The organism is Limosilactobacillus rudii, assembly GCF_014145455.1.
Classification (GTDB): Bacteria; Bacillota; Bacilli; order Lactobacillales; family Lactobacillaceae; genus Limosilactobacillus; species Limosilactobacillus rudii.
Genome location: NZ_JACIVB010000062.1, coordinates 89,250 through 109,891, shown reverse-complemented (window position 1 = coordinate 109,891; position 20,642 = coordinate 89,250). Strand labels below are relative to the sequence as shown.

Annotated in this window: 21 protein-coding genes; 3 read left to right on the top strand and 18 right to left on the bottom strand. The window is 38.0% G+C overall.

From position 1 onward, the window contains the following. Positions 1 to 86: 86 nt before the first annotated feature. From serS to H5S39_RS09740, 3 genes are all read right to left on the bottom strand, one after another. A complete protein-coding gene (gene serS, locus H5S39_RS09750; protein WP_182595004.1) occupies positions 87 to 1,385 on the bottom strand; it encodes a serine--tRNA ligase in 1,299 nt (432 codons plus the stop codon). 305 nt (positions 1,386 to 1,690) lie between these two features. After that, a complete protein-coding gene (gene msrA / locus H5S39_RS09745; protein ID WP_182595005.1) occupies positions 1,691 to 2,212 on the bottom strand; it encodes a peptide-methionine (S)-S-oxide reductase MsrA in 522 nt (173 codons plus the stop codon). Between the two features lie 25 nt (positions 2,213 to 2,237). Beyond that, the gene (locus tag H5S39_RS09740; RefSeq protein ID WP_182595006.1) at positions 2,238 to 3,089 is read right to left on the bottom strand and encodes a MetQ/NlpA family ABC transporter substrate-binding protein; all 852 of its coding nucleotides are present in this window, start codon (positions 3,087 to 3,089) and stop codon (positions 2,238 to 2,240) included. A 479-nt stretch (positions 3,090 to 3,568) separates the two neighbouring features. Between H5S39_RS09740 and H5S39_RS11655 the strand changes: the two genes are divergently transcribed. Next, complete coding sequence (locus H5S39_RS11655; protein ID WP_003664033.1) at positions 3,569 to 3,694, top strand: hypothetical protein; 126 nt, start codon at positions 3,569 to 3,571, stop codon at positions 3,692 to 3,694. A 76-nt stretch (positions 3,695 to 3,770) separates the two neighbouring features. Here H5S39_RS11655 and H5S39_RS09735 read toward each other — a convergent pair whose 3' ends face one another. The 4 genes from H5S39_RS09735 to miaA form a co-directional block, all read right to left on the bottom strand. Beyond that, positions 3,771 to 4,952, bottom strand: coding sequence for an aminotransferase class I/II-fold pyridoxal phosphate-dependent enzyme (locus H5S39_RS09735; RefSeq protein WP_182595007.1), 1,182 nt, complete (start codon positions 4,950 to 4,952; stop codon positions 3,771 to 3,773). Between the two features lie 112 nt (positions 4,953 to 5,064). Further along, complete coding sequence (gene gltX, locus H5S39_RS09730) at positions 5,065 to 6,570, bottom strand: glutamate--tRNA ligase (protein WP_182595008.1); 1,506 nt, start codon at positions 6,568 to 6,570, stop codon at positions 5,065 to 5,067. Between the two features lie 315 nt (positions 6,571 to 6,885). After that, entirely contained in the window at positions 6,886 to 8,229 is a 1,344-nt protein-coding gene (glnA, locus tag H5S39_RS09725) for a type I glutamate--ammonia ligase (RefSeq protein ID WP_182595009.1), read from the bottom strand. A 166-nt stretch (positions 8,230 to 8,395) separates the two neighbouring features. Continuing rightward, entirely contained in the window at positions 8,396 to 9,319 is a 924-nt protein-coding gene (miaA, locus tag H5S39_RS09720) for a tRNA (adenosine(37)-N6)-dimethylallyltransferase MiaA (RefSeq protein WP_182595010.1), read from the bottom strand. Between the two features lie 114 nt (positions 9,320 to 9,433). Here miaA and H5S39_RS09715 point away from each other — a divergent pair, with 114 nt between their 5' ends. Continuing rightward, positions 9,434 to 9,610 (top strand): DUF3042 family protein, encoded by a 177-nt coding sequence (locus H5S39_RS09715; RefSeq protein WP_003664039.1) that lies wholly within the window; start codon positions 9,434 to 9,436, stop codon positions 9,608 to 9,610. Positions 9,611 to 9,706: 96 nt separating this feature from the next. Here H5S39_RS09715 and H5S39_RS09710 read toward each other — a convergent pair whose 3' ends face one another. The 7 genes from H5S39_RS09710 to H5S39_RS09680 all read right to left on the bottom strand — a co-directional run bounded on the left by H5S39_RS09710 (position 9,707) and on the right by H5S39_RS09680 (position 15,173). Next, the gene (locus tag H5S39_RS09710) at positions 9,707 to 10,126 is read right to left on the bottom strand and encodes a rhodanese-like domain-containing protein (protein WP_182595011.1); all 420 of its coding nucleotides are present in this window, start codon (positions 10,124 to 10,126) and stop codon (positions 9,707 to 9,709) included. A gap of 19 nt (positions 10,127 to 10,145) precedes the next feature. After that, the gene (locus H5S39_RS09705; RefSeq protein WP_182595012.1) at positions 10,146 to 11,117 is read right to left on the bottom strand and encodes an ROK family glucokinase; all 972 of its coding nucleotides are present in this window, start codon (positions 11,115 to 11,117) and stop codon (positions 10,146 to 10,148) included. A gap of 22 nt (positions 11,118 to 11,139) precedes the next feature. Next, the gene (locus H5S39_RS09700) at positions 11,140 to 11,379 is read right to left on the bottom strand and encodes a YqgQ family protein (RefSeq protein WP_182595013.1); all 240 of its coding nucleotides are present in this window, start codon (positions 11,377 to 11,379) and stop codon (positions 11,140 to 11,142) included. A 6-nt stretch (positions 11,380 to 11,385) separates the two neighbouring features. Continuing rightward, positions 11,386 to 12,045: a rhomboid family intramembrane serine protease gene (locus H5S39_RS09695; protein WP_182595014.1), complete on the bottom strand. Its 660-nt coding sequence runs from the start codon at positions 12,043 to 12,045 to the stop codon at positions 11,386 to 11,388. Between the two features lie 2 nt (positions 12,046 to 12,047). Beyond that, on the bottom strand, positions 12,048 to 12,602 hold the full coding sequence (locus H5S39_RS09690) for a 5-formyltetrahydrofolate cyclo-ligase (RefSeq protein WP_182595015.1): 555 nt from the start codon (positions 12,600 to 12,602) through the stop codon (positions 12,048 to 12,050). A gap of 183 nt (positions 12,603 to 12,785) precedes the next feature. Continuing rightward, positions 12,786 to 12,935, bottom strand: a complete 150-nt coding sequence (rpmG, locus tag H5S39_RS09685) for a 50S ribosomal protein L33 (RefSeq protein ID WP_003664049.1) — start codon at positions 12,933 to 12,935, stop codon at positions 12,786 to 12,788. 138 nt (positions 12,936 to 13,073) lie between these two features. Beyond that, positions 13,074 to 15,173: a peptidoglycan D,D-transpeptidase FtsI family protein gene (locus H5S39_RS09680; RefSeq protein ID WP_182595016.1), complete on the bottom strand. Its 2,100-nt coding sequence runs from the start codon at positions 15,171 to 15,173 to the stop codon at positions 13,074 to 13,076. 210 nt (positions 15,174 to 15,383) lie between these two features. Here H5S39_RS09680 and H5S39_RS09675 point away from each other — a divergent pair, with 210 nt between their 5' ends. Next, complete coding sequence (locus H5S39_RS09675) at positions 15,384 to 18,005, top strand: YfhO family protein (RefSeq protein ID WP_182595017.1); 2,622 nt, start codon at positions 15,384 to 15,386, stop codon at positions 18,003 to 18,005. A gap of 56 nt (positions 18,006 to 18,061) precedes the next feature. Here H5S39_RS09675 and H5S39_RS09670 read toward each other — a convergent pair whose 3' ends face one another. The 4 genes from H5S39_RS09670 to H5S39_RS09655 form a co-directional block, all read right to left on the bottom strand. Continuing rightward, the gene (locus tag H5S39_RS09670) at positions 18,062 to 18,454 is read right to left on the bottom strand and encodes a HesB/YadR/YfhF family protein (protein WP_182595018.1); all 393 of its coding nucleotides are present in this window, start codon (positions 18,452 to 18,454) and stop codon (positions 18,062 to 18,064) included. Positions 18,455 to 18,584: 130 nt separating this feature from the next. Next, positions 18,585 to 19,061 (bottom strand): transcription elongation factor GreA, encoded by a 477-nt coding sequence (gene greA / locus H5S39_RS09665; protein ID WP_153930895.1) that lies wholly within the window; start codon positions 19,059 to 19,061, stop codon positions 18,585 to 18,587. Positions 19,062 to 19,125: 64 nt separating this feature from the next. After that, positions 19,126 to 19,782: a uridine kinase gene (udk, locus tag H5S39_RS09660; protein ID WP_182595019.1), complete on the bottom strand. Its 657-nt coding sequence runs from the start codon at positions 19,780 to 19,782 to the stop codon at positions 19,126 to 19,128. A 112-nt stretch (positions 19,783 to 19,894) separates the two neighbouring features. Then, on the bottom strand, positions 19,895 to 20,545 hold the full coding sequence (locus H5S39_RS09655) for a C40 family peptidase (protein ID WP_182595020.1): 651 nt from the start codon (positions 20,543 to 20,545) through the stop codon (positions 19,895 to 19,897). Between the last annotated feature and the right edge of the window lie 97 nt (positions 20,546 to 20,642).

The window sequence follows — 20,642 nt, the reverse complement described above, 5'->3', positions numbered from 1 at the left end:
GTCACTATAATATTTTTTTATCAAAAAAAGAAGTTCAACAATAAATGCTAAACTTCCATTTTGTAGATTGTTCTAAAATATGTTAATTACTTATTACGGAATGGTACGGCGTTCTCCTTAGTAATCTTTGTTACCCCATGCATATATGGCACTAATGCTTCTGGAATATCAACTGATCCATCTTCATTTTGATAATTTTCTAAAATGGCTGCAACTGTCCGACCAACCGCTAATCCAGACCCATTTAGTGTATGAACGTATTGTAACTTTCCATTTTCATCACGGAATTGGGTATGCATTCGACGTGCCTGGAAATCCAAACAATTCGAACAACTTGATACTTCTCGGTACTTATTTTGTCCAGGCATCCAAAGTTCAATATCGTGAGTCATTGATGCAGTAAAACTCATATCACCAGTTGTTAATGTTATTACATGGTATGGAATATCAAGCTTTTTAAGGATGTTTTCCCCATTAGCTGTCATTTTTTCTAATTCATCCCACGAATCTTCAGGACGTGTATACTTTACCATTTCAACTTTATGGAACTGATGCATCCGAATAAGACCTCTTGTATCTCGACCAGCAGCACCTGCTTCTGAACGATAACAAGGACTCATTGCTGTTACATAAACTGGTAACTCTTTTGCTGGAATCACTTCACCAGAATAATAATTAGTCAATGGTACTTCTGCAGTTGGAATTAAAGTCATATCCTCACCATTAACACGATAAACACTCTCACGGAACTTTGGATATTGTCCCGTTCCATACATTGCAGAAGCTTTTACAATATAAGGTGGGATTACTTCAGTATATCCATCTTTCATATGCTCATCTAGCATGAAATTATAAACAGCACGCTCTAATTGAGCTCCTAATCCAAGATAATAAACAAATCGAGCACCAGATACTTTAGCTGCACGATCGAAGTCTAAAATACCAAGATTTTCACCAATATCCCAATGATGCTTTGGCTGAAAATCAAACTGACGAATCTTACCAACCTTACGTAATTCCACTGCGCCGTCTTCTGTTAAACTTACAGGTACTCCTTCATGGGGAATATTTGGTAAGCGTGACATTTTATCATGAAACTCTTCTTCATTTTCTGTAAGCTTATCATCCAACTCTTTAATTTCATTATTAATTTCACGAACTCTAGCAATTGCTTCTGTTGCATCTTCATTAGCTTTCTTAGCATTTCCAATTTGCTCTGATGCTTCATTGCGCTTTGCTTTTAGTGTTTCGGTCTGTTGGAGTAGTTCACGACGAATTGCATCAAGTTTTAATACTTCATCAATTTCTTCAGGCTTTACACCACGCGTTGCTAATTTCTCCTTAAAAAATCCTGGATCCTTACGAATTTTCTTAATGTCTAACATAGTAATACCTCCTACACAAAAGAGCCACCTCATCCTCAAATATTTTGGGACGAAATGGCTCTTGTTCCGCGGTACCACCCAAGTTTGGCAAAAAATACCACCCTCATTATGGATAACGGTCAAAGCCGTGCGGAATTACCCGCCCACATTCATAGCACCGGAGTTTCGATCATCAGCTCACACCACCCGCTGATTCTCTGAATGATCTACTTGAAATGCTTTCGTGTTTCTTATTACGCTTTTTATTGTATTATAACCTTCTACATTTTTCAATAACTTTTTATTATTTAAATAACTTTTTATTATCATTTCCAATGTTTATCAATAAACTGTTGGCGACCGCCTGCCTCTTCCATGGCAAAACGTTGAGGATCTTTTTTATAGAAATTTTGGTGATATTCTTCTGCTGGATAAAATGGTCTTGCGTCTTCAATCGTTGTCACTATTTTATCATTCCCAAACTGCCCACTCTCTTGAAGTGCTTGTTTTGATGCTTCTGCAATTTTACGTTGTTCTTCGTTTTTTACAAAGATAACAGGTCGATAGTTATCACCACGGTCCTGAAATTGACCACTTGCATCTGTTGGATCAGTCTGGTGCCAATAGAGCTCTACTAAGTCCTTGTAAGATACCTTAGCAGGATCAAAAGTTATCTTGACCGCTTCCGTATGTCCTGTTGTTCCACTGCATACCTGCTCATAAGTAGGATTAGGAACATGCCCTCCTGTATATCCAGATTCAACTTTTTCAATACCAGGATAGGTATCGAATGGCTGAACCATGCACCAGAAACATCCGCCGGCAAAAATCGCTGTATCTAAACTCATATATATCAATCCTTTCATTATTATATTAATTACGTCCATAAATTGGCCATGCAGCTTCCTGAGCACCTTTATAAGTCTTTTCTATTGCTTGCTTTGTTTGCTCTGTTTGATAAGCTGCTACAACTTTCTTATAGACTTTATTATCCTTATTTTTCTCTTGAACTGCAATTATATTGACGTATGGCTTGGCAGCTTTATTGATTGGCTCTAAATATATTGAATCTTTCTTTGGATTCAATTTAGCCGCTACTGCATAATTTCCATTTATTATCGATGCATCAACTGAATTTAATGCGCGGGCTGCTGTCGCTGGATCAACTTCCTTAAACTGTAGGTTCTTCGGATTACTGATGATATCTTTTAGGGAGGGCTTTATTCCACTACCTTTTTTCACCTTAATTAAACCAGCAGATTGTAATACATTAAGTCCCCTTCCTAATGTTGTTGGCTCGTTAGGAATAGCAATCGTCGCTCCATCGGGTAAATCACTTAGTTTTTTATACTTATGCGAATACAATCCTAATGGTGAAATTACGGTATTACCAATCGAAGTTAAATGAGCATTCTGCTGTTTATTATAAGACTCAAAATAGTAGCGAGTCAGGCATGAATGCATATCAATTTTCCCTTCTTTTAATGCAACATCTGGTTGAACATAGTCATTAAAGATTACATATTCAACATTTATTCCTTGCTTTTTTAATCTCTTTCGTACATTATCCCATACCGGTTCAGAATCAGTACCAACTAACCCCAGTCTAACAGTTGTTACTTTAGTCTTTTCAAATCGTTGATGAATAATACTACCAATTCCAATAACAATAATAAGTGTGAGAATAATTGTAACTATTAATCCTTTTCTCTTTCTTCTTCGCATTTTTCCACTCCCCTTTAGAAAAGAAAACGTCCCCAGGAACACAATAAATGCTCCCAGGGACGCCAATGACGTGTTACCACCCTATCTTTTAGTACCAAAAAATACCCTCAGCCTAGATCAGTTAAATAATCTAGAGTAACTATAACGGATACTAACCCGTAGAAAGTTAACAAACAGCTCACTCTCTAATGCTTACTAAAGACCATCTTCACTACCCCGTACCTTGTCATTTCTCAGCTAACATGACTCTCTGGATAGGAACAAAGATAACTACTCATCTTTTTATCATTGTTTTGTAATTTATTTTTAATTATAATACTGTCATGAAGGTTAATTGTCAACAACTTTTTTCAATTTTTTAAGACTTTATTACGCATTATTGCATTTTTTATAGACTGAACTATAATAATAGTAACAGTTATTTCAGTTTTGTTAATAACTGTTTTGTTGAAGCGTTTCGGAAAGAGGCGAAGTTATTTATGGCACTTAGTAAGCAAGAACGTAAGGAAATGGCACGTAAAGCCATGGAAAAGCGTGGCAGCAAGAAGCCAGATGGTTCTGGTTTTGCAAAGATTGATGCTGACGCCAAAAAACTGAGCGAATAACTTTTTTTGAAGCAATTCACTTATATATTTTAAAGAGACAGAGATGTTTTTGAACACCGCTGTCTCTTTTCTTCTTCTATTTCTTATTTTTAGCCTGCTCGCAAAATCGTGCTAACCTATCCATTCCTTCTTTAATTTGCTCCAAACTAGTTGCATAACTAAAGCGTAAGTAACCTTCACCGCCACGGCCAAAGTTAGACCCCGCCGTTACAGCAACCTTCGCTTCATTCGCAAGTTGATAAATCAGCTCATTATCATCCTGATTCAGGAATGGTGGAATCTTTGCAAAAATGTAAAAGGCTCCCATCGGCTGTGTGCAATCGAATCCCATTTCTGTAAGACGCCGGTACATGTAATCTCGTCGTTTGATATATTGCTGGTCCATTTGTCTCGTTGCCTTATCTCCATCCCTCAATGCAGCCTCTGCAGCATCTTGAACAAAAGTTGCAATATCAGTGACAGCAAAAGCATGAACTTTAAAAATTAGTGATGTTACTTTAGCCGGTGCGCAAAGGTAACCAATTCGCCATCCGGTCATTGCATATGATTTTGAAAGGCCATTTGCTAAAATCGTCTGTTCTGGGAGTACTTTAGCCATACTTGAATACTCACCATCATAGTTCAATTCACTATAAATTTCATCACAAATGGTAAAAATCGGTTTATTTTTGAGCAATTCGGCTAGTTCATTTATTTCATCCTGACGGTAAGCAATTCCGGTTGGATTTGATGGGTTTACCAAAATTAATCCTTTGACCCGATCACCATACTTAGTCAAGTATTTGTGCAATAATTCTGGAGTCAATTTGAAATTAGTTGCTGAAGTATCAACTTCCACTGGGACTCCCCCTGCAATCATTACATCAGGTGAATAAATAGAAAATGTCGGGGTTGGAACTAACACCACATCCCCAGGATTAATAATTGCTGTCAACGCTGAATAAATTCCTTCAGTTACACCGTTAGTAACTAAAATCTCAGTCTTGGGATCATAATGGAGCCCATATTTCTTTGCTAATGTATCTGCTATTGCCGTTAACAATCCCGTCGTTCCTCGCTGTGGAGCATAGTGAGTTCGATTATTTTCAATACTTTTGATTGCTGCTTCTTTTACATCTGCTGGCGTATCAAAATCCGGTTCGCCAATTGTAAACTTAATGATTCCTGGAATCTTGGAAACATATTGTGAAAAATCAAAAACCTTTAATGTAGGTACATCACTCAGTACTTTCCGCATATGTTTACTCATATCAGTCATACTATTAAAATCCCCTTTTTACTCAATTCCTCAATTTTATTATAGGCCACTTTAAAATAAAAAGCACAGAACAACATTACTCATATGTTGTCCCATGCTTATCTTTATAATTTTAGTTTTCGAATGCCTCAATCATCCGATCAAGTAACTTAATATCAGTATCACGAGAATAGATATCCATAATCTCATAAATTTGTGGTGCAGAAGTTGAACCGGTAAAGGCAAGGTTTAGTGGGAAGTATAAGCCACGTCCCTTAATACCAGTTTCTTTACCAACCTCTTTAATTGCTTGGCTATAGTCAAGGTCATCGCCACCATTAACCAGCTTATCTTTTAAGCCCTTAATGACAGCTAAAACGTCATCATTAGCAAAGTCTTCATTATCTTTAAGGAGGTCATAGTTAAATGATTGATCAAGAACAGTGTAGTATGACCATGCATATTGAATAACTTCAAGGAGCTTATTAACATCACGTTGGTGAACATTAATTGTCTTCTTAAGCAATTCCGTCAACTGATCTTCAGGAATGCTTTGAAGGCGTGCTGCTTCTTCAGTCTCACCTTCTTTGACAAGTTCCTTGGTACGGTCAGCTAATTCATCTACTGACATACTCTTAATATATTGAGCATTCATCCAATCGAGCTTCTTTTGATCGAAGTATGCTGGAGCTTTTGACATCCGTTTAGGGTCGTATACCTTAATTAATTCGTCTTTAGAATAAATTTCACGTTCGCCAACTGGTGACCAACCTAAGAACGCAATAAAGTTGAAAATTGCTTCATGAAGGTAACCATGCTTCTTATATTCACTGATAAATTGAAGGGTATCCTTATCCCGCTTACTTAACTTCTTCCGAGTCTTTGGATTAAAAATCAATGGAATATGACAGAATGTTGGGTGATCCCAGCCCAAAGCTTCATAAATGGCGATTTGCTTTGGGGTATTAGAAATATGATCAGCACCACGCAAAACATGGGTAATGTCCATCGTATGATCATCAACAACAACCGCAAAGTTATAAGTTGGCATTCCATCACTCTTTTCAATGATGAAATCCCCACCAAGGTTATCAGAATTAAATGAAACATGGCCCCGTGCAATATCATCCCATTCGTAATCATGATTCTTAGGGAAATGGAAACGAATAGTTGGCTTTAAGCCCTTTGCTTCAGCAGCTTTTTGTTCTTCTTCACTCTTACCATACCAACGACCGTCATAATGCGGCGGTTCATTATTAGCCTTTTGCCGTTCGCGCATTTCAGCTAGTTCTTCTTCTGTTGAATAATCCTTGTAGGCAATTCCCTTATCCAATAGTTCTTGAATATACTTGTGGTAGATGCCTTCCTTGTTACGTTCACTTTGACGATATGGAGCGTACTTTGGATTTGGCTTATTTGGACCTTCATCCCAGTCAATCCCTAACCAATGAAGGTTTTCTCGTTGACTTGCTTCACCATCTTTAACATTACGCTTAGTATCAGTATCTTCAATCCGTAATACCATCGTACCGTTAAAGTGACGTGCAAATAAATAATTAAATAATGCTGATTGAGCATTTCCAATATGCAAGAAACCTGTTGGACTAGGTGCATATCGAACTCTGACCTTTTGATCCATGATCTAAGACTCTCCTTTAGTAACATCGAGATATCGTAATCTCTATTCTAATTGCATGCTAGAAACTTCTAACAACCATGTAATGGGGCATTATTTTCACTAAACAATGCCGCCCCTTAATGCAACAAATATAATTGTATATGAAAGAATATATTTGTCAATTCAAGTAACTGATTCATACAAAAACACTCAACAAACATTGCGCAATTCACTCAATAAACTATGAATTCGTTGCCAAAATGTTGCATAAGTGTTTTTTTACGTTATTTAATTGTCAACATCTCAGTAGTATTAATAAACTAGTAAGCTTTGTCATTAGTATTGTTCCATATAGTGCTGACGTTCCCAATCAGAAACATGTTGACGGTATGAAGCATACTCGCGGGTCTTTGCTTTCATAAAACTTTCGTAAAGGTGTTCACCCATTGAACCCTTGATGACATCATCTTGAGCTAATGACTTCAATGCATTGTGCAATGTATCTGGTAAATCACGAATATCTTTTTCTGCCCGTTCTACTTTGGTCATCGTATAGATATTTTCATCAACGTTATGGATTGGTGGCAAACTATTACGTAATCCATCAAGCCCTGCTTCGAGAACAGCTGCAATTGCTAAGTAAGGGTTTGCTGATGGATCAGCTGAACGCAATTCAAGCCTTGTGCCCATCCCCCGATCACTTGGAACGCGAACAAGTGGGGACCGGTTAGAAGTGGACCACGCAACATAAACTGGGGCTTCATAACCTGGTACCAACCGCTTATACGAGTTTACGATAGGGTTACAAATAGCCGTGTAACTACGAGCATGCTTCATTAATCCACCAAGGAAATGATAGGCAGTCGCTGATAATTTATCCTTATCACTTTCATCATAAAAGGCATTAGTGCCATCTTGTTTAAAAAGTGACATATTAAGGTGCATTCCCGAACCATTAATTCCAGACAATGGTTTAGGCATGAAAGTAGCATGAAAGCCATACTTCTTAGCAATCGTCTTTACAACAAACTTAAAAGTCTGAATATTGTCAGCTGCTTCTAGGGCATCAGAATACTTAAAGTCGACTTCATGCTGACCAGGAGCAACTTCGTGGTGGGCAGCCTCAACATCAAAGCCCATCTTTTCAAGAGCCAACACAATATCACGCCGACAATCCTCACCTGGATCAGATGGTTCCATATCAAAGTAATTTTCTTTATCATTAAGGTTAGTAGTCGGATTACCCTTATCATCTGTCTTGAAAAGGAAAAATTCTGGTTCTGGACCAATGTTAAAGTCCTTAAAGCCCATCTTACGCATATCTTCAAGAACACGCTTTAAATTATTACGGGGATCCCCTTCAAACGGAGTACCATCAGTTTTATAAACACTGCAGATTACTCGTGCAACCTTACCGTGTTCGGCCCCCCATGGGAATGCTAACCAAGTGGACATATCAGGGTAAAGATACATATCACTTTCTTCAATTCGAACAAAACCGTCAATTGATGAGCCATCAAACATAATCTTATTATCCATTAATTTATCTAGTTGACTAACTGGTAAATCAACGCTCTTAATTGTCCCTAATAAATCAGTAAACATTACTCGTAAGAAATGAATATCTTCATCCTTCACCATCTGACGAACTTCATCTTTTGTAAATACGTGCTTACCCATAAAACTTCATTCCCTTTCATACAATCTCAGTAATTAATATTGACCTATACCAATCAAACTTATTACTGTTCTCCTTACACTGTGTCATAGAATAACAATAGACTGTTTATAAGTCAATTCTATTTTAGACCTTTATTCTAATTAAAGTAATTAAACTATCGATACTTTACTTTTTTAACCAATCATCGATTAATTGCCTAATCTGATTAATCTGTGTTGGTTTACTTAATAGGTCATACCAATGTGTATCAGCCTTATTTCTAAACCACGTTAACTGCCGTTTAGCATAGTGGCGCGAGTCCTGCTTTATTTTAGCAATCGCATCATCAAGACTACATTCTCCCCGAAAGTAAGGAAAAAGTTCATGATAACCAATTCCCTTCCCCGCCGGAAGTTTTTCACCACCATTGTCATACAACCACTTTGCTTCCTCAAGTAATCCATTTTCAACCATTAAATCAACCCGCTTATTAATTCGATCATACAAGACTGACCGATCCGTAGTTAAGCCAATTAGTAAAAAATCGTTTTCAGGCTGATATTGTGGCTGTTCAGAGAAGAGCTGTCCCGTCTTTTCAATTACCTCAAGCGCCCTGATTACGCGGCGTGTATTACCAACCGGAATCTGTTTACTAGCATTGATATCCTTTTGTTTTAATTGATTCCAGACATACTCAGGTCCTTTTGCTTTTACCTGAGACTTCCAATAATTTCTAATCTCTAATGTTTTTTGATCAAATTGATCACCGCCTAGGGCTAGATTATCTGTTAGGGTCTGCAAATAGAATCCTGTCCCGCCAGCAATAATTGGTAGATGATCACGACCAGTTATTTCAATAATCTTTTTATCTGCCATTTTTTTAAAGCGGGCGGCCGAAAATCGTTCATCGATATTACAAATATTGATGAGGTGGTGAGTAATTCCTGCCATTTCTTCCGGCATTACTTTAGCAGTTCCAATATCTAAATGGCGATAAACTTGCATTGAATCCCCTGAAATAACTTCACCATTAAGCTCTTGTGCCAGTTTAATCGATAAAGATGTCTTACCTACCGCTGTCGGACCGACAATTGCAATTACTTTATTCATATATAACTCTCCATTTTTATAAATTTTATGCTAAAACTTATCCTTCTTACTGGTAAATCACCATTAATTCTTGCATAATGGAGGTAACCTATAAATTCGAGGAGGTTTTATGTTATGAAACAATTAGCAAAGGGTATTTTAGTTGGAAGTTTAGCAACAGTTGCAGCAATCGCTAGCGGGGTTTTAACTTTCCACAAAACGGTTATTAAGCCTGCCGAAGAAGAAGAAGAAAAGTTTGATCAAAACCGCCGAGCTGCTATTCGGAAGGGTCGTTCCGCACACCAACTATAATAAACAACTAATGTTATAAATAAAAGAAGGGCTGTGACTTTTGTCATCGGCCCTTTTTTGGATAAATTTTGTGAACACAAGTAATAGCCTTGTGCTTTAATACTTGGACTTTTTAGTCTTACCGTCCCATGTGCGGTAACCATCTTTTAAAATGTACAGGTGATCGTATCCATGCTTACCTAAAAAGGCTACTGCCTGGGTGCTTAACGTCATCCCTTCGTCATAAAGATAAACTGGTAGGTCCTTACGTAATTCACCATATTGCTGGCGGAGATATGGGTAAGGCAAATTACGCGCACCAAGAATATGTCCACTCTTAAATTCATTTTCTTGACGAAGATCAATTACCTGTGCTTTACGCATTCCTTTTTTAAAATCTTCTTGGCTTAATACGGTCGCATAATGCTTACGACGATAAGTCTGAAATGCCCAACTGAAAATCCATACCAGTAAGATGATTAAGATTACTGCATTAAGAATCATCAAACCAGAGCTAACTCCAAGTACCACTATCATTTCCCCTTATAAACTAAAATTAATCTTCATTAACGAATTGCCGAGCTAATGATGCGGCACCAATAACCCCTGCATCATTACCCAATTCAGCTAACTTCAATTGAGTTGAAGTCCGTACAGTTGGGAACGCAAACTTTTCGAAGTTTTGCTTTACTCGTTTTAATAAGAATTCACCAGCTGCTGAAACTCCACCACCGATAACAAGATATTCTGGGTTAAGAGCATTACTCAAGTTTGCAGCGGCTAATCCAAGATAGAAGCAGACTTCATCGACAACAGTATTTGCTAAATAGTCATTTTCCTTTGCAAGGTCAAAAACGATTTTAGCAGTAATTTCATCACCATTATCAATCATTGCCTTCAATCGGCTGTTACCTTCATATTCTTCAGCTTTGTCCTGAGCGATATGAACAATCCCAGTAGCTGATGCATACTGTTCAAGGCATCCACGATTACCACAAGTACAAAGGTATCCATTTGGCTTAACAATCATGTGGCCAACTTCACCACCGGCACCAACAACTCCGTGGATCAACTTACCATTCGAGATAAGTCCACCACCGACACCAGTACCAAGAGTCATGAACGCAACATCGTCACCTTCATTACCGGCACCTTTCCAACGTTCACCAAGAGCAGCAACGTTAGCATCGTTATCAAGGGCAAAATTCATTCCTGTACCTTGTTCAATTTGTTCTTTAACATTTTGGACAGTCTTCCAATTTAAGTTATATGCTCCTACAACTGTTCCCTTTTCACGGTCAATTGTACCTGGAGTTCCCATACCAATTCCAATAAACTGGTCACGTGTCATCTTATATAAATCAAGGTGGTGATTAATTGAGTCAATGATATCTGGGACAATATGTGAACCATCGTCCAAAATGTTGGTCCGTAATGACCACTTTTGTTGGATTTCACCGTTCTCCGTTAAAATTGCAAACTTGATAGTAGTACCACCAAGGTCAACACCAATTAATTTTTTAGCCATAATGATTCCTTTCCTGGGGAACTTAATATAGTTTACCCCTTTTAATTCTCGTTTGTTCTTCACGATGTTCTTTTCGCAAAACAATCTTAGCCTTCGCATACGTCGAGTTATCAATGACACCGGATTGGTATAAATTATCCAGCTCGATTGCCATCAATTCTATATCATATAATCGCTTGCCAACATATACAAACACATTAAATTCTTTTAGCAACTGTTGAACATCATATAACGTACGGTATGTTCGTGAGGTGACTGCCATAAATTATCACTTCAATTCTAGAGTCAGTATTATCAAACTCACAGTTAATATAGTGCCACTTAGGAACCGCTTTATCAAGTTAATATTTCCTAATAATGGGGCCCCAACAACAAACGCAATGAAAAAGCCGCCGAACAATCCACCAATATGCCCTACCAGATCAATGCCTGAAAGAAAAATATCCATTACAATATTAATTATAATGAAGAGAAAAAAGGTTCGACTCAAAACACGCACAATAACATTATGGTGAAAACAAACACCAAGCATCAAAAAAGCGCCAAATAGGCCAAATATCGCCGTGCTAGCGCCTGCTGAAATAGTTGTTGGCATCAAAACTGCACTAGCTAAATTGCCGAAAATTGCACTAACAAAATATATTACAATCATTCGCCAATGACCGAAAAACTCTTCAATATAGCGACCAATATATAAAAGCGTCACGCTATTAATAACCAAATGTGACAGTCCAACGTGTAAAAACACAGGTGATATCAAGCGCCACCACTGCCCGTCTTTAATCAAAACAGTACTCCTTGCACCTGCATTAAGGAGTACCATTGTATTGGTAGACCCACCTACATAAACTAACCAGCAATAAACAAGAACTTGAAAAACTATCAAAGTAAGTGTTACCGGCGCTAATTTTAATCCCTGCGACCGCATTTTTATATCTCCGGTAAGTATAATACCTTATCTATATGTTGATCAAACTCTTCTGGCAACCATTCATTTTCATTAGCTAACTGAGTAGTTAACGCCATTGAAATCGTTGGTCCATTATAATTTTGAAGATAGCGATCATAATAACCGCCACCAAAACCAATTCGGTGCCCAGAAACAGTAAACGCTACTCCCGGAACCACTATTAAGTCAATCTCATCTGGAGAATAAACCTTTCCTTGACGTGGCTCCAATATTCCAAATGATGTCTCATCAAAATCAGTATCTTCATTTAACTCAACAAATTCCATTTGACGATTTGGTAACGTCCGCGGAATAACAACTTGCTGCCCCATATGACGAGCATGAAGAATGATTGGCGCAGTATCAATCTCAAAAGACTGACTCAAAGTAGTCGCAATCGTTTTGGCATTTAGCCATTCAGGTTGATCATACAAGAGTGATGCTAACCGTCGTTCTTCGTAAAGCCGTGTATTTAAGTCTAATTGTTGCAGGCGTGCAATGTATGCTTGCCGTAATTCTTTCTTTGAATAAGCCATTACGTTATGACCGCTCCTTTATAGTGAAATAACAAACGGTATCAGCTTTTATTATCACCGCTTGTGCGAATTTATGCAAGCGTTTTTTTAGAAAACAACTGACACAAAAGTAAAAAATACTACTTATCTTTCTCTGTAAAAAAAGGACTAAGGAAAAATTCCTCAGCCCCTCCTAGTAGGTCATTACTTAGTTTCCCGGTGTAATGTAACCTTTTGTTCCCGTGGACAGTACTTGTTTAATTCAAGACGATCTGGGTTGTGACGACGGTTCTTGCTAGTTAAGTAAGTCCGTTCGTGGCATGAAGTACATTCAAGTGTAATGTTGACACGCATTGTTTTGACCTCCAAACTATTTCTTTTATTTAACGTGGTTATCTTACGTAACCCTAACTCGTACAACTATATCATTTATTTTTCATTTTGGCTAGTAATTTATCAAACTTTGTTAAGGAAATTTCCTTGACAGCTTAATTATTTACTAACATCTTTAGGACTTTGAACCATCTTCCAATATGCTTCAAAAATTTGTTTAGCCATCGTTAGGTTTGCCCCACCATCAGAATTAGATGCCCCTGGAATAGCAAGGGCAACAACAACTTGCGGATTATCTGAAGGAGCATAGCCTGCAAAGCTTAAAGTAGTAGTGGAATGCGACTTATAGTAAGTTTCAGCAGTCCCTGTCTTACCAGAAATTGATGGCTTTACACTTGCTAAAGCTTTACCCGTAATATAACGGTTTGACCCATGTACCACCTGATAAAGCCCTTGCTTAACCACATTGAAATCTGCTTTTGATGCTGGAATAGTCATCTGAACTTGTGGCCTCGTCGTGTACTCTACAGGGCCAAGTTCACCATTGGCTTTTGTTCCCCGAATTTCTTTAACAATATATGGACGCATCCGATTACCACCATTAGCAATCGTTGACATGTATTGAGCTAACTGAATAGGAGTGTAACCGTCATAGTTACCGTAAGACAAGTCAAGTGCAGAACCAATATGCTTTTGATCAGCTGGACCAGTATATCCACTTGTCTCTCCCGGCAAGTCAATTCCTGTCTTCACACCTAAACCAAACATGTTAAAGTATCCCCGTGCTTTAGCAAAAATCGTTGGCTTCATTGTAATTTGAGCATTAGGTGAATACTTCATCCCTCCCTCTTTCATTAAGAGTTGCATCATGTAAGAGTTAGAGGAAACCTCAAGAGCAGTTGGCGCATTAACTGCCATGTTTGCAGAACCACCATGGTTAAACCAGGAACCCTTTGATGAAGTACCGGCAACTTTAATGGGCATATCCGTTAAGGTATTGTTGGTTGGCGTAATCACCCCATCCATCAGCGCACCCATCACCATTGCTGGCTTAACTACAGACCCCATCGTGATCGGGTGGTTGATTGCACCAATCTCATCTGGTGTTTCTTTTCCGGTCTCTGGGTCACGGTCAATTCCCGCCATTGCATAAATTGCTCCTGTGTTCGGATTCATAACTACAGCGTATACCCCTGTCGAATATTGGTTTCCGGCTGCAGAGTAATTATTTTTTAAGATTGATTGCACTTTCTTTTGGAACTTGGCGTTAATCGTTAAGACAAGGTTGTCACCTTTCTTTCCAGGGTACTTTGTCTTTTCTTTTGTTACATCATTACCATTAGTTGTCACTTCTGTTTGTGACTTTGATCCCGCAAGTGTGGCCTGGAATTGTTTTTCAAGGTAACTCTGACCAACACTATCATTCCGTGAATATCCTTGGGCAAGCAATGAATTAACCTCATCACTTGGCAACCCAGTTGTTGAAACTGTTCCTGTCAACGATTGAATATCCTTACCCTGTGGATAGTTTCGCGTCCATGATGTACCAATTTTTACACCGGGCATCTCATTTAGGTGTTCACCAACTGCGGCTAATTCTTTTGCACTGACTCCCGTCTCCTTAATATAAGTTGTCGAAAGAGAGTATGCACCGCTCATGGCCGCATAAATTCGAGCATTATTCTTTTGCTGGTCAGTCAACTCCCATGCACCAGGATGCTTGCTTAAGTAGTCTAAAGCTTTATTATATTTTGTATCCTCTGAATCTTCATCTGATGTTTTTACGTGTTTTAAGACGCTCTTCAACCGTTCTTTGTCCGCAAGATAGTAGTCTTCTTCGTTACGTTCCATTAAACGAGAGTTCTTATTAGAAACTGATACATAACGTCCTAGTCGATTAGCGATTTGATAGAGCTGGTCTGTTGTAACATTAGCTCCCTTAGTATATGTGATCGCCTGGTGGGTCTGATTACCTACAATAACGTTACCCTGGGCATCATATATCATCCCCCGCTGAACATTATTAGTCTGCGTTGTCGTATCAGATCTCTTCACCTCAGCCTTATAAGATGTTCCTTGTAGGACTTGAAGGTAAAATAAGCGAACAGTTAAAGCTAATAGTAAAACGCCGACAATCCACAGCAGCATATTTAGCCGAAATGGAATAATCGACTGCGCATTTTGCCGTTTTTTATTACGTGAACCAAATAAGTTCATGATTCGATCAAAGAATTTCACAGTTTTACAATTCTCCTTCATGGTAGTGAATCTATTTTAGCAAAAATTACCTATCTCCACAGATAATTTATCACTACTAACGTGAAAATAATACTCTTTATTTTATAAGAAATGAAGAACTTATTCCAATGATTTAATGAAATTTAATGAACAATAGTAATGATTATCATTTCGAAACAAGATATGATAGGGTGGATGTGTTTATTTAATGAGAAGAAGGAGAAATTTGCTGTGTTTTTATATCAACAACATAATCGTTTCTATCGATACAAAATTTTAATTGTAAGTTTCTTATTACCGGTCGCATTAATGGCCTGTTATTTCATGTACCGGCAAATGACGCCCTTTGGTAAAAGCAGCCTGCTTACTGTTGATCTCGGTCAGCAATATGTCGATTTTTTTGCTTATCTACGAAATACCATATTACACCATCCAAGTAGCTTCTTTTATTCGTTTAGTAAAGGACTCGGTGGAGAAATGTACGGAACAAATGCCTACTACCTGCTTAGTCCATTAAATTTAGTCTTATTACTCTTTCCGGCCCAACATCTGGCAACCGGAATTACCATCGTAACCCTTATCCGCTATGGCCTTTCTGGTTTAAGTTTTGCTTGGTTATTACAAAAAACTAAATTACAACAAGGGTGGCGAATTCTTGCCTTTAGTACGGTTTATTCAATGAATGGGTGGATGATTGCCAACCAATTGAATATGATTTGGCAAGATGCACTTATCCTTTTACCATTAATCATTTGGGGACTACTCCAACTTATTCACCGGCAATACGTTGGCCCATATATTGGCTGGCTCGCAGTGATGATGATTGACAATTACTACATGGGCTGGATGATTGCCATCTTTACTTTTCTGTTTTACGTTTGGCAAATGTCAACTATTACTACTTGGCGTCAACGGGGAACTATCTTCCTGCGCTACATTGCTAGCTCCCTTTTAGCTACTGGAATTTCTGCAGTTGTCCTTTTACCAACCTTTTACGCCTTAATGCAAAGTAAAGGAACATATACTGAGACAAAGATTCATAATCATTTTGAATATTTTGTCCCCAAAATACTCGGTAAACTTGTTCCGGGCTCATTTAGCTTTGGTCAGATGCCAAGCGGCCAACCCAATATTTATATTGGAATGCTTTTAATGATCGGTGCCTGTCTCTACTTTTTTGATAACCGTTTTTCCCTTAAGCAACGAATTATTGGCGCTATTATCTCCGCATTCTTTATTCTTTCATTTTGTTACGAACCGCTTGATTTATTGTGGCACGCTGGACAATTTCCTGTTTGGTATCCTTATCGTTTCTCTTACCTCTTTTCATTTTGGTGTATTTATCTTGCTGCTAAAGTTATCCAACCAGATTTTCAAATTAAAAACCGTAGTGCTTTTCTCCTAACAATCTTAATTATTGCAATTTATTGGTATGTTGGCACCTTAAATTTATCTTATATTAATCGAAGTCAACGAAATATCGGTCTTTGCTTTGCCTTAATTGCAATTTGTTGTCTCTGCATTCCACGAAGAAATTCCCCTCGCCTATATGATGTTTTATTAATCTTACTGGCGGTTTGTGATATTGCAATGAGTGGATACACCGCTCTAAATAAAATTTCATACGTATCTCAGCCTGAATTTGGTAACTACACCATTGCCTTAGATAAATCCATAAAAAAGCTAAAAGAACAGGATGATGGTCTCTACCGGGTGGCTAAAACCTTCATGCGGACAAAAGACGACCCATTCCAAGCCGACTTTAATTCTGGAGATCACTTTGGTTCTACTCTTGAACCACCAATTCCCGCATTTATGGGCGCAATCGGACAACCAGATGGTGATGGCTTTGTGACTTATGCTAATGGAACGGAAGTCAGTGATGCCCTCCTTGATTATAAATATACGATGAATACTCGTAATACCACGGCTGGACAAGATCTACCATTATCCGGCTTTCGACCTGACTGGTATAGCTATCCCCTGATTGGTAATACGACCGCGGTTAATTTACGAGAGAATCCTTATTCCTTACCGATTGCTTTTGGGGCGAACGCAGCTATTCTTAATCTACAGCGAACAACAATGGATCCGTTAAATTATCAATCACAAATTTTCCAAACATTAGCTGGACGCCCAACCTTTCATTCTTTATTCGCCGTTCAAAATTTTAGTTCCGTTAAGTTTAATAATGTTCAAAGTGCTAAACAAATTACCGGAACTATTTTTCGTAAACAAAACCTTCTGCGCCCCGCTTCAGTTCAATTAGAATTCATTCCTCCGACTAATGATTCATATTATCTTACCCTCGGTCCAAACGTTAAAGAAGATGCCACAATCACGATGAACAATAAACATTTCACCCAGTATGATACTTTTCGTAATACCGTGGTTATCAATGTTGCACACGATCAAAAGGGACAAAAGATTACTATTAACCTTAGCTTAAAAAAAGCTACCTTATGGATGCAAAACGTCAGTATCTACCAGCTAAAGCAGCGAGCATTTGACGCAAGTTTAAAGACACTTAAAAGATCACCACTTAAGATTTCTTCATATAGCAGCAACGAAATTAAGGGAACCGTTAAGCTTCATGCTGGACAACACGTGTTAATGACAACGATTCCGGCTGCTACCGGTTGGCATGTTAAAGTCGATGGTAAAACAGTTGCTCCCCGGACAGTGCTAAATACATTTATGGCTATTCCCATGAATCCTGGAAAACACCATGTTGAGTTCTATTACCGTCCACCATACCTTATTTCCGGTCTTTTAGTTACCCTTTTGAGTCTCATAATTACTGGTTGGTGGATTAGAAAAGAACATCAGCAAAAATCTATTTTCAATAACTAAACGGTAAATTAAAAGAAGCATAGTTATGCTGTAATGAATAGCATAATTACGCTTCTTTATTTTTGTGAAGCCCCTGTCGATGCATCTGCCTTATTATCAGCATGATCGTCACCATCATGAGCTAATCCAGCAACATCAGGTGTATGATCCCCGTCCTCATGCTGAAAATGGAAGACCGGGCCATCATCTTTAGCACTGTAGTCAACAGTTGTAATAAGCCCCTTAAAGAACCAATCATCCAATGAATCAACGTGGTAGTTTATTCCATCCTTTTTAATTTCTAAAATTGGATCAACTGGTTTATCTTCACGAGTAAATCCTTGCGAAAATCCATGATGAACCTCGGTCCGACCATAAGTTTTGCCGTAAAACTTTATTCCATTACCCGCTTGTAAACCCATTTCATCACGAAACCACTTACTTGCAGCATCTGTAATAATTAATTTCAATTTAATTCACCTTCTGCCTTTTTTGATATCGTTTTCATAGTCTTTACTATAACATAGTGACAAGTGAATATAAATAAACAAAAAAGAACCTATAATGATTTAGGAAATTCATCATAAGCTCTTTTTACAATTAATCGACCTTAACAATCTTAACTTTGATTGTCCCATTAGGAACTTCAACTTCAACCTCTTCGCCAACTTTATGACCTAATAAACCTTTGGCCATTGGTGATTCGTTTGAAATTTTGCCATTAAATGGATCAGATTCAGATTCTCCGACAATTTGATATTCTTCTGGTTCTTCATCTGGCAATTCTTGAATAGTAATTGTCCGCCCCATTGATACTTCATCTTTATCAACGTCTTCATTGTCAATGATTTCAGCATATTGAAGCATATTTTCAATTTGAGCAATCCGGCTCTCAACCATTGCCTGCTCATCCTTAGCTGATTCGTATTCTGAATTTTCGGACAAGTCGCCGTAACTACGAGCAATCTTTATCCGCTTAATAACCTCTGGACGACGCTTCAATCGATATTCTTCAAGTTCATCTTCAAGCTTTTTCTTCCCTTCAAGGGTCATTGGAAAAGTTTTTTCTTCAGCCATTTATAAACACTCCTCATAATTTATCCAGTGCAACATTACCATTTCTACTTCAGCTTGTAAACACCTATTGTAATTCGGTATGACCATGTTTTACCAAAATATCCCGAATCTTAGTAGTCAATAAATCAATTGCTACTTGGTTTTCACCACCATTAGGGATAATAATGTCCGCATAGCGTTTTGTTGGTTCAACAAATTGATGATGCATTGGTTTAACAGTAGCCAGATACTGAGTAATGATTGATTCGAGGGACCGTCCTCGCTCAACCATGTCCCGCTGGATTCGCCGAATAATCCGGATATCGTCTTCAGTATCAACATAAATCTTAATGTCCATTAAGTCCCGTAATCGTTCATCGTCAAGAATCAAAATTCCTTCTAAAATAATTACGTCTGTTGGTTCAACATGAACTGTCTTATTCGACCGGGTGTACTGCTTGTAATCATAAACCGGCATCTCAATTGCCTTGTTATTACGCAATGTCGATAACTGCTTAATTAAAAGATCCGTATCAAATGCCAATGGATGATCATAGTTAACTGCTTTTCGTTCTTCCATTGTCATGTCTGCTTGATCATTGTAGTAAGTATCTTCATTAATAATCTGAATGGCTTGCCCATGCAATTGATCATAGATCTTTTTACTTACAGTTGTCTTTCCGCTACCAGAACCACCAGTAACACCAATAATTACCGGGTGTTTATCCTGTTGAGTACTCATTAATTCGTCTCCTCAATTAAACTTTCTAATCTGAAATAGTATATAGCACTCACATGCGATGCGCAAGGTAATTGCTGATTTTAAATTATTAAAAGTAGGCTAGAAAGAAAAACTAATGCATTACCACGTAATAATTACCTGGGAAGTATTGTTGGTCAGTAATCTTAACCGTCTCATTTTCATTTGGTGCTTGGATAATCCGTCCATCACCAAGGGAAATTGCAACATGATATGGCGCATCGTCAGAACCATAAAATACAAGCGCCCCATATGGAGCATTAAGAACATTGTCATGAATGTGCGGACCTAATGCTTGTTGTTCATAAGTAGTGCGTTGAGGGATACCATAACAGTATTGTACTAACCCTGAGCAATCAAATCCGCCCGGCTTATTACCACCCCAAACATATGGAGTCCCTAAGTAAGACATTGCCTTGTTAACGGAATCTTTTAAACTTTGGCTATTTTTTGCGCCTTGATCTTGCTTCTGGTTAGCTGCAACCTGACCATTATTTGCTGAGTTGTCTTTGCTTTTCGTTGGGATCGTCAGCTTTTGACCAACAAAAATCAGCTCTTTATTTTGTAGGTGATTAGCGGTTGCAATATCATCTGCACTCACATTATATTTCTGCGCAATTGCGTTTAAATTATCACCAGCATTAACCGTAACAGTCGTATCAGCTTTAGCGGTAACTGTTCCCATTGCCATTGCCCCAGCCATTCCAAGCGAAGACGCTAAAATTTTCTTTGTTGTACTATTCATTATTTGTCCTTTCTTTTATATAAAATCATCAAAAACACTTATCAAACCATTAATAAAATAGCAGAAAAATTAGAAATCTTCAACTGCTCTTTCATCA

Coding starts and splice junctions, on each gene's coding strand:
- gltX (WP_182595008.1), bottom strand. CDS start 6,570: ATGGATCAAAAGGTCAGAGTTCGATATGCACCTAGTCCAACAGGTTTC.
- serS (WP_182595004.1), bottom strand. CDS start 1,385: ATGTTAGACATTAAGAAAATTCGTAAGGATCCAGGATTTTTTAAGGAG.
- H5S39_RS09710 (WP_182595011.1), bottom strand. CDS start 10,126: ATGATAGTGGTACTTGGAGTTAGCTCTGGTTTGATGATTCTTAATGCA.
- glnA (WP_182595009.1), bottom strand. CDS start 8,229: ATGGGTAAGCACGTATTTACAAAAGATGAAGTTCGTCAGATGGTGAAG.
- H5S39_RS11655 (WP_003664033.1), top strand. CDS start 3,569: ATGGCACTTAGTAAGCAAGAACGTAAGGAAATGGCACGTAAAGCCATG.
- rpmG (WP_003664049.1), bottom strand. CDS start 12,935: ATGCGTGTCAACATTACACTTGAATGTACTTCATGCCACGAACGGACT.
- H5S39_RS09700 (WP_182595013.1), bottom strand. CDS start 11,379: ATGGCAGTCACCTCACGAACATACCGTACGTTATATGATGTTCAACAG.
- H5S39_RS09680 (WP_182595016.1), bottom strand. CDS start 15,173: ATGAAGGAGAATTGTAAAACTGTGAAATTCTTTGATCGAATCATGAAC.
- miaA (WP_182595010.1), bottom strand. CDS start 9,319: ATGAATAAAGTAATTGCAATTGTCGGTCCGACAGCGGTAGGTAAGACA.
- H5S39_RS09735 (WP_182595007.1), bottom strand. CDS start 4,952: ATGACTGATATGAGTAAACATATGCGGAAAGTACTGAGTGATGTACCT.
- H5S39_RS09705 (WP_182595012.1), bottom strand. CDS start 11,117: ATGGCTAAAAAATTAATTGGTGTTGACCTTGGTGGTACTACTATCAAG.
- H5S39_RS09740 (WP_182595006.1), bottom strand. CDS start 3,089: ATGCGAAGAAGAAAGAGAAAAGGATTAATAGTTACAATTATTCTCACA.
- udk (WP_182595019.1), bottom strand. CDS start 19,782: ATGAGTACTCAACAGGATAAACACCCGGTAATTATTGGTGTTACTGGT.
- H5S39_RS09715 (WP_003664039.1), top strand. CDS start 9,434: ATGAAACAATTAGCAAAGGGTATTTTAGTTGGAAGTTTAGCAACAGTT.
- H5S39_RS09690 (WP_182595015.1), bottom strand. CDS start 12,602: ATGGCTTATTCAAAGAAAGAATTACGGCAAGCATACATTGCACGCCTG.
- greA (WP_153930895.1), bottom strand. CDS start 19,061: ATGGCTGAAGAAAAAACTTTTCCAATGACCCTTGAAGGGAAGAAAAAG.
- H5S39_RS09695 (WP_182595014.1), bottom strand. CDS start 12,045: ATGCGGTCGCAGGGATTAAAATTAGCGCCGGTAACACTTACTTTGATA.
- msrA (WP_182595005.1), bottom strand. CDS start 2,212: ATGAGTTTAGATACAGCGATTTTTGCCGGCGGATGTTTCTGGTGCATG.
- H5S39_RS09655 (WP_182595020.1), bottom strand. CDS start 20,545: ATGAATAGTACAACAAAGAAAATTTTAGCGTCTTCGCTTGGAATGGCT.